The sequence below is a fragment of the Telluria sp. LT2P80 genome (assembly GCF_059685955.1).
In genome coordinates, this window is sequence record NZ_JCASIO010000002.1 from 353,424 (window position 1) to 371,652 (window position 18,229).

8 protein-coding genes are annotated in these 18,229 nt (G+C 61.6%); 4 read left to right on the forward strand and 4 right to left on the reverse strand.

Annotation, left to right across the window (positions count from 1 at the left end; all coding sequences use genetic code 11):
• Positions 1 to 553 precede the first annotated feature (553 nt).
• Positions 554 to 3,451, forward strand: coding sequence for a TonB-dependent receptor (locus tag AC56LW_RS07915; RefSeq protein ID WP_499633316.1), 2,898 nt, complete (start codon positions 554 to 556; stop codon positions 3,449 to 3,451).
• Between the two features lie 71 nt (positions 3,452 to 3,522).
• On the opposite strand, the gene AC56LW_RS07920 is transcribed toward AC56LW_RS07915, so the two are convergent.
• A complete protein-coding gene (locus tag AC56LW_RS07920) occupies positions 3,523 to 4,248 on the reverse strand; it encodes a 16S rRNA (uracil(1498)-N(3))-methyltransferase (RefSeq protein ID WP_332530238.1) in 726 nt (241 codons plus the stop codon).
• Between the two features lie 123 nt (positions 4,249 to 4,371).
• Between AC56LW_RS07920 and tkt the strand changes: the two genes are divergently transcribed.
• The 3 genes from tkt (at position 4,372) to AC56LW_RS07935 (ending at position 10,863) form a co-directional block, all read left to right on the forward strand.
• The gene (tkt, locus tag AC56LW_RS07925; RefSeq protein WP_499633318.1) at positions 4,372 to 6,369 is read left to right on the forward strand and encodes a transketolase; all 1,998 of its coding nucleotides are present in this window, start codon (positions 4,372 to 4,374) and stop codon (positions 6,367 to 6,369) included.
• Positions 6,370 to 6,458: 89 nt separating this feature from the next.
• Positions 6,459 to 7,469 carry a type I glyceraldehyde-3-phosphate dehydrogenase gene (gene gap / locus AC56LW_RS07930; protein ID WP_258836371.1) on the forward strand — a complete coding sequence of 337 codons (1,011 nt, stop codon included), beginning with the start codon at positions 6,459 to 6,461 and terminating at the stop codon, positions 7,467 to 7,469.
• 508 nt (positions 7,470 to 7,977) lie between these two features.
• Positions 7,978 to 10,863, forward strand: coding sequence for a TonB-dependent receptor domain-containing protein (locus AC56LW_RS07935; RefSeq protein WP_499633320.1), 2,886 nt, complete (start codon positions 7,978 to 7,980; stop codon positions 10,861 to 10,863).
• Positions 10,864 to 10,967: 104 nt separating this feature from the next.
• Here AC56LW_RS07935 and map read toward each other — a convergent pair whose 3' ends face one another.
• The 3 genes from map to AC56LW_RS07950 form a co-directional block, all read right to left on the reverse strand.
• On the reverse strand, positions 10,968 to 11,735 hold the full coding sequence (map, locus tag AC56LW_RS07940; RefSeq protein ID WP_499633322.1) for a type I methionyl aminopeptidase: 768 nt from the start codon (positions 11,733 to 11,735) through the stop codon (positions 10,968 to 10,970).
• Between the two features lie 155 nt (positions 11,736 to 11,890).
• Positions 11,891 to 14,752: a TonB-dependent receptor domain-containing protein gene (locus tag AC56LW_RS07945; protein WP_499633324.1), complete on the reverse strand. Its 2,862-nt coding sequence runs from the start codon at positions 14,750 to 14,752 to the stop codon at positions 11,891 to 11,893.
• Between the two features lie 410 nt (positions 14,753 to 15,162).
• The gene (locus tag AC56LW_RS07950; RefSeq protein ID WP_499633326.1) at positions 15,163 to 18,036 is read right to left on the reverse strand and encodes a TonB-dependent receptor domain-containing protein; all 2,874 of its coding nucleotides are present in this window, start codon (positions 18,034 to 18,036) and stop codon (positions 15,163 to 15,165) included.
• Positions 18,037 to 18,229 lie beyond the last annotated feature (193 nt).

Sequence of the window (18,229 nt, forward strand, 5' to 3'; positions counted from 1 at the left end):
ACATTGTGTTGTATTTATCCAACTTTTGCTTTCACGCCCAATAATGGTGCATCGAAATAAAAACGGCGATTGCCACAGGTCAAACGCACCGCAATGCGCATCATCCTCAAAAAATTTTGATGATAAAAAGATCGTAAATACAAGATGTTGCATACCTTTAGCATTCGAATGACAGTTCCGCGGGTTGCACCAGTTTGATATTGCGCCGCACCACCATTGCACTTTCCCGACTTTCAAATAAATAAAGTGTTGTATTTCACACTCTGCATTATTGGTGCTCGGTTGACACTATTCTTGACGCCATGTTTTTATAGCTCCACTTGAATAACGTTTGGTTTCATCCAAGCACTTATTTAGGCTGATCGTCCCCAGTCAGACGTATGCATGAAAAATACTGCCGTCCAGAATGCGATAAGCGGTCTACCTATTCCGGCTCGATAACACGATTCCGATGCTTTGCCGGCCCAGGCGACCGGCAGGCACGAGCCTGCAGAATAGGCACTGAGCATTCTGGTGAGCAATCACCGATAAGAAAGTACGAGGAGAATCACCCATGATGTTGAAACTGAAGTCGATGCCCTTCGCGATTGCCTGCGCAATTGCCAGTGGCGCCTTGACCTGCGCAGCGCCGGCGTTTGCCCAGGCCCAGCAGGGCAGCACCGAACCAGCCGCGCAACGCGTGGTCGTGACGGGTTCGCTGATCAGCCGCACCAACACCGAAACGCCGACCCCGGTCCAGGTGCTGACCGCAGCCGACATCCAGAAGAGCGGCAAGACCTCGGTTGCCGAGCTGCTGACCGACCTGGCCGCCAACGGCGCCGGTACCCTGGGCACCGGTTTTGCCGGTGCATTCGCCAATGGCGCATCGGGCATCTCGCTGCGCGGCCTGACCGTGGGCGCGACCCTGGTGCTGATCGACGGCCACCGCATGGCACCGTATCCGCTGTCGGATGACTCCCAGCGCTCGTTCGTCGACGTGTCGTCGATCCCGTTCGATGCCATTGAAAGCATCGAGATCCTGAAGAGCGGCGCGTCGTCGCTGTACGGCTCGGACGCCATCGCCGGCGTCATCAACATCAAGCTCAAGAAAAACCTGAACGGCACCCGCATGTCGGCCGAAGTCGGCGACACGCAGCATGGTGGCGGCAAGACCAAGCGCGCCTCGATCAGCACCGGCATCGGTGACCTCGACAACGACGGCTACAACGCCTTCATCACGGCCGAATACCGCAAGCAGAACGCGATCAAGGTCGTCGACCGCGAACAGTATGGCTACGCGAACCGCGACTGGCGCGCACGTGGTGGTAACGACCTGACCCTGGGCGTGCCGACCAACATCAACAACTTCCTGACCCCGGCCAGCAGCCCATTCCTGTACAACGCGTCGAACCCGAACAACCCGGCTGGCGTCACTAACGTCAATAACCCGGCGAACTACCAGTTCCTCGACCCGACGAACTGCAACTTCACCAAATACCGCGCCGGCGGCTGCTCGGTGCGCGATGAACAGTCGAACATCCAGCCAGAGACCGAAAACGTCAACCTGATGATCGGCATGACGAAAAAGCTGAGCGAAGACTGGGAAGTGCGCTTCAACGGCTCGATGTTCCAGCGCGAAAGCACCAACAACCGCAATGCGGCCCCGGCAGCATTCAGCCCGACCAGCTTCAACGGCACCACGACCCTGGTCAATGGCGTGCTGACTTCGCGCGTGGGCGCCATCCCGAACACGACCTTTGCTGCTGGCGCACCGGTCGGCGCGAATATCACCAATCAGCTGGGCGCACCGGCCCGCCTGTACGGCTACATCCCGGATGTCGGCGCCGCCCTGACCACCAACAACAAGACCACCGCGACCCGCTTCGCAGCTGACCTCGTCGGTAGCGCCTATGGCTGGGACGTGAACGCTGCCATCGGTGGCACCCGCGTCAAGAGCGACCTGAACTACAGCGGCTACGTCAACCGTACCAACCTGTACACCCTGCTGCGCAATGGCACATTCAATGTGCTGGGCAACAATGTGCCGGGCGTCGTGGATGCCGTCTCGCCGCGTTTCAGCAACGAGATCGAATCGACGCTGAACTACGCCGACCTGATCGGCTCGCGTGAACTGCTGTCGAATTTCGGCGCCGGCCCTCTGGCCTTCGCAGCCGGTGTTCACTGGCATGAGCGCAAGCAGAATGCGCCTCCGTCGAGCCTGACGCTCAACGGCGCGGTCGCCAATACGGCAGCGTTCACGATTGGTGACGAGACCAACAGCGCGGTGTTCGCCGAGCTGCAGGCCACGCCGATCAAGAACCTGGAAATCGGCCTGTCCGGTCGTTACGACCACTACGACACCTACGGCAATTCGTTCACGCCGTCGGCCAACTTCAAGTGGGCGCCGATCCAGCAGTTCGGTCTGCGCGGTACGTTCGCACGCGGTTTCCGCGCGCCGAACCCGGCCGAAGTCGGCAATGCCGGTTCGTTCTTCACGTTCAACGCGATCCGCGATCCGATCCTGTGCGCGAATGGCAGCCAGACCACGGCCGGCAACGTGCCATCGGCTTGCTCGTTCAGCCCACCGTACGTCCAGACCACCAATCCTGATCTGCAGCCAGAGAAGTCGAAGTCGTTCACGGCCGGTATCATCGTCGAGCCAATGCGCGGCCTGAACATGACCCTGGACTACTACAAGATCCAGATCAAGAACCTGGTCGTCACGCAAGCAGGTAACGATCCAAGCTTCACGCCAACCTGGGTCCGCGGTCCTGCCAACACGATCGACATCGCCACCGGCGTGGGCAACAACACGGTGCCTGGCATCCCTGCGGCTGGTCCGATCCTGTACGGCCTGTCGCCTTACATCAACGCTGGCAGCACCGAAACCCACGGCATCGAAGCGGACATCCGTTACCGTTGGCGCCTGGCCAACGACCTGGGCACCGTCAGCGCGAACCTGAGCGCAGCCCACGTCTTTGGTTATGTGACCGAACTGGGCAGCGATTCGTACCAGCTGGCCGGCACGCAAGGTCCATCGTCGGTTGGCGGCGCAACGGGTAACCCGAAAGACCGTGCGCAGTTCACCCTCGGCTACAACCGTGGCCCGCTGGACGTGACCGCCACCGTGAACTACACGAGCGGCTTCTCGACCTTCGACCCGGCACTGGGCGCGACCGACTGCGCATCGACTGCAGCCGACGTTGGTGGCCGTACCTACTTCCAGGGTCTGGTCCAGCCGATCGGCTACTGCAACGTGTCGTCGTTCACCGTCACCAACCTGAACCTGTCGTACAAGGTCACGGATAACCTGACGATCCGCGGCGCGATCCTGAACCTGTTCGACAAGGAAGCACCATACGACGTCGCCACCTACGGCAACGCCGGTGCACAAACGTCGTACAACGCTTCGCTGCACCAGCCAGGCGCAGTGGGCCGCTTCTTCAGCCTGGGCGCGAACTACACGTTCTAAGCCTGTCGCTGTATAAAAAAACCCCGCCGGCAGCGATGCCGGCGGGGTTTTTTCATGCGCTCTCTATCTACTCAGATGGCGTCCCAGGCACCTGCCAGCACGGCGAGCGCGGCCAGCCCGGCCGTCTCGGTGCGCAGCACACGCGGTCCCATCGACAGCGACAGCGCGCCGGCGGCAACGGCGGCGTCTTCTTCGTGCGGCGTGAGCCCGCCTTCCGGACCGATCAGGAGCGTGACCGCTTGCGGCCCATTCGCACGTGCCCAACCGGCCAGCGATTCGGTCGCGCGCGGACTGAGCAGGATACGGGTCGTGCCTGCGCTCGCCGCCAGCCACGGTTGCACGTCCATCATCGGCAGCAGCTGCGCCAGCCGGTTGCGCCCGCATTGCTCGGAGGCCGCGACGATCACGCCATGCCAGTGTGCCTGGCGCTTCTCGAGCCGCTCGCCGGACAGGCGCACGACGCTGCGCGCCGCCGCCAGTGGCTGGATCGCGGCCACGCCCAGTTCGACGGCCTTTTCGATGATCCAGTCCATTTTTGAGCCTTCCGGCAAGCCCTGGGCCAGCGTCACGGAATAGGGCGCTTCGGCCTCGATCGCCTCGTGCGCGTCGATGACGGCGGTGGCGCGCCGCTTGCCGGTCTCGACCAGCGTGGCGCGGTATTGACCGCCTTCGCCATTGAATAGTGTCAGCGTGGCTCCGGGCTGCAGGCGCACGACATGCAGGTGATGCGCGACCGCTTCCGGCAGCTCGATCGTGTTGCCGCTAACAAGTGGCTGAGGACAATAAAAACGCGGCATGACACTCCTGAAATCGCGGTGGACAGGGCTGCATTTTAAATCCTGGCCACATCGGTCTGGTAAAATAACGGGCTACGGCCAGCCGCAGGCCACCAGCTTTCCAATCCCTGATCCCCGATCTCCATGAAATCTACGCAAACCACCACCCTGATGGCCAACGCGATCCGCGCGCTGGCGATGGACGCTGTTCAGCAAGCCAACTCGGGCCACCCGGGCATGCCAATGGGCATGGCCGAGATCGCCGTTGCGCTGTGGGACAAGCATTACCGTCATAATCCGGCCAATCCGGGCTGGATGAACCGCGACCGCTTCCTGCTGTCGAACGGCCATGGCTCGATGCTGCATTACGCGCTGCTGCATCTGGCAGGGTACGACCTGACGATGGACGACCTGCGCGCTTTCCGCCAGATGCACTCCAAGACGCCGGGTCACCCAGAAGTGGGCATCACTCCGGGCGTGGAAACCACCACCGGCCCGCTGGGCCAGGGCATCGCCAATTCGGTCGGCATGGCGCTGGCCGAATGGCTGCTGGGCTACGAATTCAATCGTCCGGGCTACGACGTGGTGGATCACTACACCTACGCGTTCCTGGGCGACGGCTGCCTGATGGAAGGCATCTCGCACGAAGTGGCGTCGCTGGCCGGCACCCTCAAGCTCAACAAGCTGATCTGGCTGTACGACGACAACGGCATCTCCATCGACGGCAAGGTCGAAGGCTGGTTCACCGATGACACGCAAAAGCGCTTTGAAGCCTATGGCTGGAACGTGATCCCGAAGGTCGACGGCCACAGCGTGAAAGACATCGATGCGGCCATCGAGCAGGCCAAGACCTCCGACCGTCCAACGCTGATCTGCTGCAAGACGATCATCGGCAAGGGCGCACCGAACCTGGAAGGTGGCGACAAGGTCCACGGCGCGCCGCTGGGCGACAAGGAAATCGCGGCCGTGCGCCAGCACCTGGTCTGGGATCCGATCCCGTTCGATATCCCTGCCGAACTGTACGAAGCATGGGACGCGAAAGAGCGCGGCGCCCAGGCTGAAGGCGAGTGGAACACGATGTTCGCGGCCTACCGCGGCGCGCACCCTGAGCTGGCGAGCGAATTCGAGCGCCGCATGAAGGGCGAGTTGTCGGGTGAATTCACCAAGGCACTGGACGCCGCGATCGCGAGCTGCATCGAGAAGCAGGAAACCATCGCCACCCGCAAGGCCTCGCAAAATGCGATCCAGGCACTGGCCGCGAGCCTGCCAGAATTCCTGGGCGGCTCGGCCGACCTGACCGGTTCGAACCTGACCAACTGGAAAGAATCGGTCGCCGTGCGTTCGGGCATTGCCGGTAACCACATCAACTACGGCGTGCGCGAATTCGGCATGGCCGCGATCCAGAACGGCGTGGCGCTGCATGGCGGCTTCATCCCGTTCGGCGCAACGTTCCTGACGTTCTCGGACTACAGCCGCAATGCGCTGCGCATGGCCTCGCTGATGAAGATCCGTTCGATCTCGGTGTTCACGCACGATTCGATCGGTCTGGGCGAAGACGGTCCGACGCACCAGTCGGTGGAGCACGTCTCGTCGCTGCGCCTGATCCCGGGTCTGGACAACTGGCGTCCATGCGACACGGTCGAATCGGCCGTGGCATGGGGCGCAGCAGTCCAGCGCAAGGATGGCCCGACGACGCTGATCTTCTCGCGCCAGAACCTGCCGTTCATGGCCCGCGACACCCAGCAGGTGACCGACGTCGCCAAGGGCGGCTACGTGCTGCGCGACACGCCGGACGCCAAGGTCATCCTCATCGCCACCGGCTCGGAAGTCGAGCTGGCCGTGAAGGCCTTCGACGCACTGGCTGCTGAAGGCATCGCCGCGCGCGTCGTCTCGATGCCGTCGACCGACGTGTTCGACCGCCAGGACGCCGCCTATAAAGCCAGTGTGCTGACCCGTGGCACGCCGCGCGTGGCCATCGAAGCCGGCATCACCGCCTTCTGGTACAAGTACGTGGGCCTGGAAGGCGCCGTGGTCGGTATCGACACCTTCGGCGAATCGGCACCGGCGCCGGTGCTGTTCAAGCACTTCGGCTTCACCGTCGAGAACGTGGTTGCCAAGGCCAAACAAGTTATCGCAGCGTAAGCATTCGCCAGAAAACGGACTGTCCCAGTGGGATGGTCCGTTTTACTATGTTCGTTACGAAAAAGTTTTTTTTCTACTAGGAGCCAAGCATGACGATCAAAGTTGCAATCAATGGTTATGGCCGTATCGGCCGCAATATCCTGCGCGCATTCTACGAAGGCGGCAAGAAACAGGACATCCAGATCGTGGCGATCAATGACCTCGGCAATGCCGAGTCGAACGCCCACCTGACCCGCTACGACACGGCCCACGGCAAGTTCCCTGGCACCGTCACGGTCGAAGGCGACAACATGATCGTGAACGGCGATCCAATCCGCGTGTTCGCGCAGCGCAATCCTGCGGAAATCCCATGGGGCGAGCTGGGCGTCGATGTCGTGCTCGAGTGCACCGGTTTCTTCACCACCAAAGAAAAGGCTTCGGCCCACATCAAGGGTGGCGCCAAGAAAGTCATCATCTCGGCACCTGGTGGCAAGGATGTCGACGCGACGATCGTGTTCGGCGTGAACCAGGACGTGCTGAAAAGCTCGGACACCGTGATCTCGAACGCATCGTGCACCACCAACTGCCTGGCCCCGCTGGTCAAGCCACTGCATGACGCCATCGGCCTGGAAACCGGCCTGATGACCACCGTGCACTCGTACACCAACGACCAGGTGCTGACCGACGTGATGCACGAAGACCTGCGCCGCGCCCGCTCGGCCACGCAGTCGATGATCCCGACCAAGACCGGCGCTGCCGCTGCAGTCGGCCTGGTGCTGCCGGAACTGAACGGCAAGCTGGACGGCTTCGCGATCCGCGTGCCGACCATCAACGTGTCGATCGTCGACCTGACCTTCATCGCCAAGCGTGACACCACCGTCGATGAAATCAACGAGATCATGAAGACGGCCGCCGACGGCGCGCTGAACGGCATCCTGACGTACCAGACCGAGCCGCTGGTGTCGGTTGACTTCAACCACAACCCGGCGTCGTCGAACTTCGACGCGACCCTGACCAAAGTGTCGGGCCGCCTGGTGAAAGTGACGTCGTGGTACGACAATGAGTGGGGTTTCTCGAACCGCATGCTCGACACCACCGTCGCGCTGATGAACGCCAAGTAATCTGCTGGCGCTTCACTGAAAACCCGGTTGCTGCCAGCAACCGGGTTTTTTTACGCCTGTCACAGCCCGAGGGTGCCGAATTTGTGCGCGATGCGCCGTACGGTTGTGCGCATGCTGCCCCCGTTCGGCAATGCACTCGTTTGGTGCCGTTTGGCCACTACGGATAATAGAAGCGGCGTGTCATAAACCATGCTGCATGGATCGCACCTGTCTGCACCCTTAATGGTCGAAATTGCGCCTTTTTGGTGTGACCGGGGAATCCTGTCCAGCGTGACGACCGATCCTGATAATTTGGCTAAAATTGAACTAGGTAATATAGATATTACCTATTTCATCGATTTATTCGAATAAAAATCGGTGTTTGAAAAAAGCAACACATCGTTAGCAAAATGAATTTTATTTATATTAATCATTTTCTTTCTTGATTCCATCTGCGAAACTTATTGCGTGTATGTACGTGTCATGCACGAGTATCTCTAATAAATATAAACGCAGAGAGAGGGAATCGATGAAGCCGCCTGTCCTGAAACACAGCGTCATTCTGGTCGCCATGGCCATTGCGACGTCCCCCTACGCGTCGGCGCAAAACGCCGGCAGCGAGGGTGCCCAGACCGTGTACGTCACGGGGTCGAACCTGAAGCGCACCGAGAAGGAGGGCACCCAGCCTATCCAGGTCATCACGGCGAAGGATATTCGCGAAACCGGCGCCGCCACGGTCACCGAGCTGATCCGTCTGGTGCCGTCGATGGGTTCGGACGTGAATCTCGACACCAATGACGGCGGGTTTTCCCGTGGCGTGTCGACCGCTTCCCTGCGCGGGCTGTCGTCCAGTTCCACGCTGATCCTGCTGAACGGCCGTCGCATGACGCCGGTCGCCTATGCCGATCCGAACGATGGCAACTCGACCCTGTACGATCTCAATGCGATTCCGCTGGCCGCGCTCGAACGCGTCGAGATCCTGCGCGATGGCGCCTCGGCCGTGTACGGGTCGGATGCGATTGGCGGCGTGATCAACTTCATTACCCGCTCGAACTACAAGGGCGCCGAACTCTCGGCGCGCGTCAGCGCCAACGATGACAACGAATTCAAGCGCAAGGGCGTCAACGTGGTTGCCGGCACGGGCGACCTGGACACCGATGGCTACAACGTGTTCTTCACGGCCGACCTGTCCGACCGTGACCGCGTGCTGCGCGAAAACGTCAAGGACATCGAATTCGATCAGTACCGCCGCCTGTCGAAGCGCTACGCCACGCCCTATGGCAGCACGATTTCAGGCGCGCCCGCGTTCTACCGCGAAACCGCGCCGGGCTCTGGCCAGTTCACTGCGACCCGCGCCAACGCCGCCGACCGCCTGCGCCTGAGCACGAACTGCGATCCGGCGCGCCAGTTGACCGGCTCGACGGCCATGGGCCTGGCCGCGACCAGCGTCTTCGTGGACCGCACGTTCTGTAACTACGACACCAACCAGAACCTGGAAGGCACGGGCGAGGGCAAGGATGCCAGTCTCTTGAGCCGCGGCACGATCAAGCTGGGCCCGAACGTGCGCGCCTTCGTCGAGGGCGCCTACGCCCGCACCGAGCGCCTGTACACAGCCAATCCGATCACGCTCAATACCACGCCGGTGACCAACTTCACGGCGACCGGCGTGGCACCGAGCTACCAGACGATCCTGCCGGCTGGTCACCCTGACAACCCGTTCCCGAATGCGCGCGCCTCGGTGGCCTACCGCTTCGAGAACGCCCCGCGCGGCACCGAGACGATCAATGAACAGGGACGCCTGCTCACGGGCCTGCAAGGTTCGCATTTCAACTGGGACTGGGAAGTGGGCCTGCTCTACAACGAAGCACGCCGCAAGGACAGCTACGAGGGCCGCCTGTACCTGCCGGTGCTGCGCCAGTTGAACGCCGGCGCCACGCTGGCGCAGCTCTCGGCCAACCCGGATCTGTTCCGCAGGACCCAGAGCGACGACAAATCGTCGATCACGCATTTCGATGTCAAGGCCAATACCCAGTTCGGCCAGCTGGGCGGCGGCGCGATCGGCGTCGCGGTGGGCGCCGAAGCGCGCCGTGAAAAATTGCAGATGGATCCTGGCGAGTTGCTGGCAACCGGTCAAATCTATGGCCTGGCCAACACCATCATCGATGGCGAGCGTGACGTCAAGTCGGCTTTCGTCGAAGTGCGCACCCCGTTCTTCAAGAATTTCGAGATGGACTTTGCCGGTCGCTGGGACAAGTACCCGGGCATCAAGAACAACTTTGTGCCGAAGGTGGGCGCCAAATGGACCGCGACCAACAGCCTTGCCTTCCGCGGCAGCTACTCCGAAGGCTTCCGGGCGCCGGCGTTGTCGCAGGTGACGCCAGGTGGCGCGCAATTCTTCCTCAGCAACCTGTATGACCCACGCCGCTGCGAAAGCGACGAAGTGACGCCGAAGCCAAACGCGACCGAAGTCGATTGCCGCAAATCGGCCTCCGGCACCGGTGGCGCCAACCCGAACCTCAAGCCGGAAGAATCGAAGAGCTATACCTTCGGCATTCTGTTTTCGCCGACCCCGAACTTCGATATCGGCCTGGATTTCTTCAAGATCCGCAAGGAGGGCGAGGTGGCACTCGGTTCGGCGTTTGACGCGCTGCGCGACGAGGACACCAATCCCGGCCTGATCGTGCGCGATCAGACGCCGGCCAACTTCATCACCGATGCTGCCGGCAACCCGATCCCGGGCACCGGCCCGCTGCTGACGGTGCGCCAGCCGTGGCTGAACAAGGGTTCGGTGGAAGTGCAGGGCATTGATATTGACGTTGCCTTCCGCAAGAATCTGGGCGACTGGGGCAATTTCAGCGCCAAGCTCACGTCGGCTTACCTGCACTCGTACACGCTGCAGCAAGAGCCGGGCGACCCGGAACACAATCTGGTTGGCTACAATGCCGGTCTGGTTGACTGGAACCTGAGTAGTGGCATTGACTTGCCGCGCTGGAAAACGAGTCTGTCTGCCTCGCTGACCCGCGGTGCGCATGCCTTCAGTGCCAACGTCAACTACACCGGCCCGGTTTCGCTGCTGCGCAAGTACGATAACCAGACCACCTACGAGACGGCGTTCTGCCACTACCAGCCAGCCACCAGCCCAGGTGCGCCCAGTGCCAGCATCACCGTACCGGGTTATCTTGCTGAGTTCCCGGACTGCAAGGTCAAGGAGTGGGTGCGGTTCGGCGTAGGCTACACCTACACTGGCATCCAGAACCTGTCGCTGACGTTCAACGTCCAGAACCTGTTCGACAAGGCGGCGCCGTTCGATCCGCGCTATGGCGCCACGGCCGGTGCGCCACTGGCCGGCTACAACGAAGGATTGCACAATCCGTACGGCCGCTACTTTACCGCGTCGGCCCGTTACAGCTTCTAGGCATCCACGACGATCCTTACCCGGCCTGGCCTGGCGGGTAAAGAAAAGGGCCGGAACCGCATGCGGTTCCGGCCCTTGTCCGTTACAACCTCAGCGGCTGCCGGTCAGCGCTTGTCCGGCCAGGGCGTCAGGATCTCGGCGCCATTCCTGGTCACCACCAGCATGTGTTCCCACTGCGCCGACAGCGAGCCGTCGCGCGTCATCACTGTCCAGCCATCGTCGAGCTGGATCACGTCGTCTTCACCCATATTGATCATCGGCTCGACCGTGAAGGTCATGCCTTCCTTGAGCAGCAGGCCCGTATTCTTGCGGCCGTAGTGCAGCACCTGCGGTTCTTCGTGGTAGACGCGGCCGATGCCGTGGCCGCAGTAGTCACGCACGACCGAGAAGCCGGCGCCTTCGGCCAGCGTCTGGATCGCGTGGCCGACGTCGCCCAGGCGCGCGCCCGGGCCGACCGCGCGAATGCCCGCCATCATGGCGTCATAGGTGACCTCTACCAGCTTCTTCGCTTCGGGTGACGGCGTGCCGGCAAAGTACATGCGGCTCGTGTCACCGTGCCAGCCATCCTTGATCACGGTCACGTCGATATTGACGATGTCGCCATCCTTGAGGATGTCCTTCTCGCTCGGGATGCCGTGGCAGACCACGCCGTTGATCGACGTGCACAGGGTTTTCGGGAAGCCGTGGTAACCGATATTGGCCGGCGTGGCCTTCTGTACCTTGCGGATGTAGTCGTGGCAGCGGCGGTCGAGTTCTTCAGTGGAGACGCCGGGCACGACGAATTCCTTGATCATGTCCAGCACTTCGGCAGCCATGCGGCCGGCCACACGCATCTTGGCGATGTCTTTGTCGTTCTTGAGTTTGATGGTCATACGGGGAGGGAGTCACGCGGCAGCGCCGCAGGCAAACCGCCATGATACAGCGTAGTCGCAAGGCGGGCAGGGCAGGGATGTAAAAATGCCCGCCAGGCTGGGCCGGGCGGGCATTCGGTCAGGACTTCAGGACAGGGTCTTGCGACCCCGGTCCATTAGAAGTTCTGGGTGTAGCGGACGTAGAAGAAGCGGTCCAGCAGCTGGTCTGCGTCGATCTTCGAAGCCGATGCCTGGCTGCTGTAGACGATACGTGGCGACTTGTCGAAGACGTTGTTGATACCGAACAGGAAGCGGCCATCCCACGAGGTCTTGTAGCCAACGCTCAGGTCGTGAATCGTGACCGAACCCAGCTTGTTGGCGCCGGTACCGAACGAAGCGGTCTCAACGTTTGGCATGTTGCACTCGATGAGTGCTTCAACATCCCAGCACTGGTCCTTGACCGGGCTGTAGTAACGGAAGCCCCAGGTTGCGTTCCAGTTACCCAGCGACCAGTCGATCGACGTGTTCGACTTGACGCGGTTGTAGAAGTAGTCACCGACGTACTCTGCCCAGTCCTGATCAGCACCGCTGCGGGTACGGAACTTGTCGGTGTACGACGTTTCGTTGCGGAAGCCGAACTGGCCGTAGGCGGTACGTGGCAGGCGGTACGAAATTGCCAGGTCCAGACCTTCGGTTTCCATCTCGCCCAGGTTGGCGTTACCGCGCGACAGAGCCGTCAGGTTACCGTTGGCAGGATCGCGACGCAGCGAGTTACAGAAGTTCGCATTGCCCTGGATGTAGCACTCGTCGACGACGTATTCAGCACCGATTGCGGTGATGCGGTTGTCGATCTTGATGTTGTACCAATCCAGACCAACCGACAGGCCAGGCACGAACGATGGGCTGTAGACGAAGCCGATGGTCTTGGTGACTGCGGTTTCCGGGGTCAGGAACTCGTTACCAGCGCCGCTGTTGAAAGCGACCAGCGATTGGGTGCCGCTGGCACTGGTGATCGCGCCACCAGCCTGCTGCAGCTGACGGTAGTTGACCGGGGTGCCGGTGACGCCGCCGAAGCCGGTGGCGCAACGTGCCTGCACTGCAGGGTTGCGAGCTGCTTCACCGAAGCGGGTGTCGCATGGGTCGGTGAAGGTGTCGAACGACTGCGAACCGCCGCCGGCGATATCGTCCAGGGTTGGGGCGCGGAAGCCTTCAGCCCAGGTACCGCGGAACAGCACGTCCTTGACCGGCTTGTACATGAAGCTGGCCTTGCTGTTGTTGGTCACGCCGAAGTTGCTGTAGTCCGAGTGACGGGTCGCCAGGTTGAAGCTCAGCAGTTCTGCGAATGGCTGTGCCTTCAGGACTGGGATGTTCAGCTCGGCATACGCTTCACGCACGGTGTAGCGGCCGTAGGTTGCCTGACCCGACAGGTTGGTCGAGTAGCCCGACTGCGAGAACTGGTCAGGAACGTCCGAACCCTTGACTTCGCGGTGTTCCAGGCCGACTGCCAGGCCGACTGCGCCTGCTGGCAGCTGGAACAGTTCGCCGGCCAGGTCAGCAACTGCGCTGTTGATGGTCGAGCCGTAGGTCTTGGTGCCGGTCGTGTTGACGAATGCCAGCGCTTCCGGGGTCGATGCCGATGGGCCACCCAGGATGTTGAACGGGGTGCACGATGCCAGGCCGATCGGGTTTGCCGCGGTGCCGCACTGGACGACGCCCGAAGCGTTCATGAACGATGGGCCGAGGGCTTGCTTCAGGTTCAGCAGGTTGATGTTGCCGGTGTCGGTTGCGGTACCCGAAACCTTGTTGTGGTTGTAACCAACGCTCCAGTTCCACGCCAGATCCCGGACCGTGAAGTCGCCTTCGAGGGCGGCATCGATGTGCAGCGTGCGGTTTTCATTGTCGGTGACGCGTGGCAGCTCGATGGTACGACGCTGGAAGAACAGATCCTGGCCAAGACCGGCGCCGGCAACCTGGTTGCCGTACGGGTTGTAGTAGCTGTCCTTGTCGACATAGACCTTGTAGTTGTTCTGCGACGTCGACTGCAGTGGATAGCCGGCGATCTGACGCAGCGACTGACGCTGCGAGTACATCGCAGTGGTCTTCAGGCGCATGTCTTTTGGCAGAGCGATCTCGCCTTTGACGAACAGCGTATCGAGCTTGTTCGGCGACAGCAGGTCCATGTCCTGGGTGCTGTTGTACTTGTCTTCCTGGATTGCCGACGAGTTCGTGTGATAGTTGGCCGGGTTGCGCGAATCTGCGCCCACGCCGGAACCGTCGAACGAACCGGTGTGGTTCAGGTAGCGGTTGAAGCCGCCAGCAGCAGCGCTGGTGAGTGCGCCGCCGTTGGCTGGATTGACCGGAGCGATACGACCCCATGGACCTGCGCCCAGGCCGTCAAACGGGTGTGCCGGACCGTTCTGGAAACGGGTGATGTCACGGGTCTGGGTGCCGACACGACCTTGTTCGGTGTGCGACAGGCCAAACATCAGCGATGCCTTGTCGTCGCCTGCGCCGTAGGTCAGCGAGTAGTCTTTGTTCTTGCCGTCATTCTTTTCGTTCTGACCGTTGTAGATCGACAGCTGGCCGCCCTGCATGTTCTTTTTCAGGATGATGTTGATCACGCCTGCGATTGCGTCCGAACCGTAGATCGACGATGCGCCATCCTTCAGGATTTCCATGCGCTCGATCATTGCCGACGGGATGGTCGACAAGTCGGTGTAGCCGGCAACGGTCTGGGTCCAGCGCTTGCCGTCAACCAGCACCAGCAGGCGGTTCGCGCCCAGGTTACGCAGGCTGACGTACTGGCCGCCAGCTTCGGTGTTCGACGTCAGCGAGCCCGAACGCGAGAAGTCCGGTGCGCCTGCCGACGACAGGTTGTTCAGGACGTCACCGACGGTCACCAGACCGGTCTTCTGGATCTGTTCCTGGTTCAGGATCTGGATCGGCTGAGCCGTTTCCAGGTCAACCTGGCGAATACGCGAACCGGTCACTTCAACGCGCTGTGGCGCAGCGACTTCCTGCGCGATCGCAGCGGTCATGCCAAGGGTCATACCGCCGAGGCAGATAGCGCGGACCGAACGGGACAAGAGTGTTTCCATCATGTTGCAGAACTCCTAGGGGTGTATGCGCGGCGGGACCTGGGTAAGGACCTGCCACCGAAAAATGTCGCGGGGCGACTCGCTGAAAAACGCCAACTAATTTGGTTAAACGACTTTTCAAGTCAGCAATAAAACCATTCGGGGCGCTTCACTGTCAATGCATACGCACCAGAAGGGGAAGAATGTGACAGTTTTGTTGCAGAAATGTGTATTTACGGATTTTCAATGCCACATGTAATTGACTGCGTGGTTACTTGCTGATCTAAGTTTGGCTGAATGCAAAAAAGCCCGCCCGGCTTGCGCCGGTCGGGCTTTTCGCGCAATTAAATTGCGGTTTGTGTGGTTAGTACTTAGAACGCCTGGTTGTAGCGCACGTAGACGAAGCGATCGATCGGCAATTCCGGGCTGACCGACGACGACGACGAGTTGCCGCCGGTGGCCGAGCCGGCGCTGTAGTTGATGACCGGCTTCTTGTCGAAGATGTTGTTCGCACCGATCAGCAGCTTGGCGTTCCATGGCAGTGCGTAGCCGATCGACAGGTCGCCGTACCACATCTCCTTGGCGCGGGTATAGCCCGTGCCCCAGCTGGTCTTGGCGGTCGGGTCCGAGCATTCGCCCGGCAGGGTCAGCGAGAAGCAACGGTTTTTCTGGCTGCTGTAGAAGCGGGCCGTGAAGGTCGCGCTCCAGTTGCCCATGTTCCAGTCCAGCGACGTGTTCGACTTGACGCGGAACGTGTCGTATTCGCCGGCGTATTCGACCCATTCCGAATCCGGGGTCGACTGCTGCTTGTACGTGTCGGTGTAGGTCGTTTCGCTGCGGATGCCGAACTGGCCCCAGGCCGTGCGTGGCAGGCGGTAGTTGATCGCCACGTCGACGCCTTCGGTCTCGACCTTGCCACGGTTGGTGTTGCCGATCTGCAGATCGACGACCTGGCCGCTGGCGTCACGCGTGATCAGCGAGCAGAAGTTTTCCACGTTGTACAGGAAGCATTCCTCGATCGTGTCGGTGGCCGACACGCCGGTGATCAGGTTGTCGATCTTGATGTTGAACCAGTCGACCGAGACCGACAGGCCCGGCACGCTCGACGGACTCAGGACCAGGCCCAGCGTGCGGGTCTTGGCCGTTTCCGGCAGCAGGAAGCTGTTGCCGGCGCCGGTCGTAAACGGGAACGGGGTCTGGCCGCCTGTGGCAGGCACGTTCGCGCCCGTCTGGTTCTTCTGGCGGAAGCCGGCAGGCACGCCGCGCGCCGCGCAGCGCTGGGCCACGGCCGGGTTGACGGCCGCTTCGCCGACGACGCTGTCGCAGGCGTCGAGGTAGCTGGCGAAGGTCTGCGAGCCGCCGCCGAACGTGTCGCCCAGCGTCGGGGCGCGGAAGCCTTCGGCGTAGGTGCCGCGCGTGAGCAGGTCACGCACCGGCTTCCACATGAAGCTGGCCTTGCTGTTGGTGGTCGAGCCGAAGTTCGAGTAGTCCGAGTAGCGCGACGCCAGGTTGACGCTCAGCAGCTGGGCAAACGGCACGTCCTTGAGCAGCGGGATGTTTGCTTCCAAGTAGGCTTCGCGCACCGTGTAGCGGCCATAGGTCGGATTGCCGGCCAGGCTCGACGAGTAGCCCGAGCGTTCGAACTGGCCCGGTACGTCGTCGCCACGCACTTCGCGGTGCTCGATGCCGCCGGCGATGCCGACCGCGCCGGCTGGCAGCGTGAACAGTTCGCCGCTGATGTCGGCCGTGGCGCTGTTGACGACCGAGCTGTAGGTCGCCTGGGCGGTCGACATCACGTAGTCGAGCGCTTCCGGGGTCGAGGCCGACGGGCCGCCCAGGATGTTCCACGGGGTGCATTCGCCCAGGCCGATCGGCGCGGCGGCGGTGCCGCACTGGACGACGCCTGCGGCATTGCGGAACGACGGGCCGAGGGCGCGCTTGAGGTTGATGAGGTTCAGGTCGCCATAGCCGGTCACCTGGCCGTCGACCTTGCTGTGGTTGTAGCCCACGCTCCAGTTCCACGGCAGCGTGCGCAGCGTAAATTCGCCTTCGAGCGCGGCATCGATGTGCAGGCTGCGGTTGCTGTTGTCGGTCACGCGCGGCACTTCGATCGTGCGGCGGTAGAAGAACAGGTCCTGACCGTTGCCTGCGCCGGCCACCGAGTTGCCGTATGGGTTGTAGTAGCTGTCCTTGTCGACATACACCGGGAAGCGGGACTGCGAGGTCGAGCTCAGCGGATAGCCGGCAACCTGACGTGACGATGTGCGATCGGCGTACATCGCGGTGGTCTTGAAGCGCATATTGGCCGGCAGTTCGACTTCGCCCTTGACGAAGATCGAGGTCAGCTTGGTGGGCGTCAGGAAGTGCATCTGGCTGGTCGAGTTGAACAGGTCGGCCGGCGCATTGGTGAAGGGATGGTAGTTGGCCGGATTGCGCGCGTCCTGGCCCACGCCATCACCCAGCGGACCGCCGGTATGGTTCAGCACGCGGTCAAAGCCGGTCACGGCGCCGGTCGGGCTGACCTGGCGGATACGGCCCCACGGGCCGCTGCCCAGCGCCGAATTCGGCCGCGTCGGGCCATTCGTCGAGGCGGTGATGTCGCGCGTGCGCGCCCAGACGCCTCCCTGGTCGGTATGGGTCAGGCCGAACAGCAGCGACGCCTTGTCGTCGCCGGCGCCGTAGGTAACCGAGTAATCCTTGGTCTTGCCGTCGTTTTCTTCGTTCTGGCCGTGGTAGACGCTGACCTGGCCGCCCTGCATGGTTTTCTTCAGGATGATGTTGACCACACCCGAGATCGCATCCGAACCGTAGATCGACGAGGCGCCATCCTTCAGGATTTCGACGCGCTCGATCAGTGCCGACGGGATCGTCGACATGTCGGTGTAGCCGCTGACCGACTGGGTCCAGCGCTTGCCATCGACCAGCACCAGGAGGCGCTGCGCGCCCAGGTTGCGCATGTCGAGGAACTGGCCGCCCTGTTCGCGGCTCGCGCCCAGCGACGAACCGCGCGAGAAGGCCGGTACACCGGCCGACGACATGCTGTTGATGATGTCACCCACGGTCACCAGGCCACTCTTCTGGATCTGTTCCTGGCTCATCACCTGGACCGGCTGCGCCGTTTCCAGGTCGACCTGGCGAATGCGGGAACCCGTCACCTCGACGCGTTGCAAGGTCTCTTGTGCGATGGCGGTCATCGACGTCAGCGCCAGCGTCACGGCGAGTGCGATCTTGGTACGTTGTTGCATGTGCTCTCCATCCTGAGCCCCGTGCTGCGGGGCAGTCTTATGATTGATCGGCAAACTGAGGCGTGTTCAACAAATGGCAATACTTTTTGTTGGACGTGCATACCCCTCAGGTATCAAACCATTCGGTATTAACGGGTGTCAATATGTCAGGAAGGCATTTCTGTTGCAAATACAACAGTTAACAAAAAGAAAT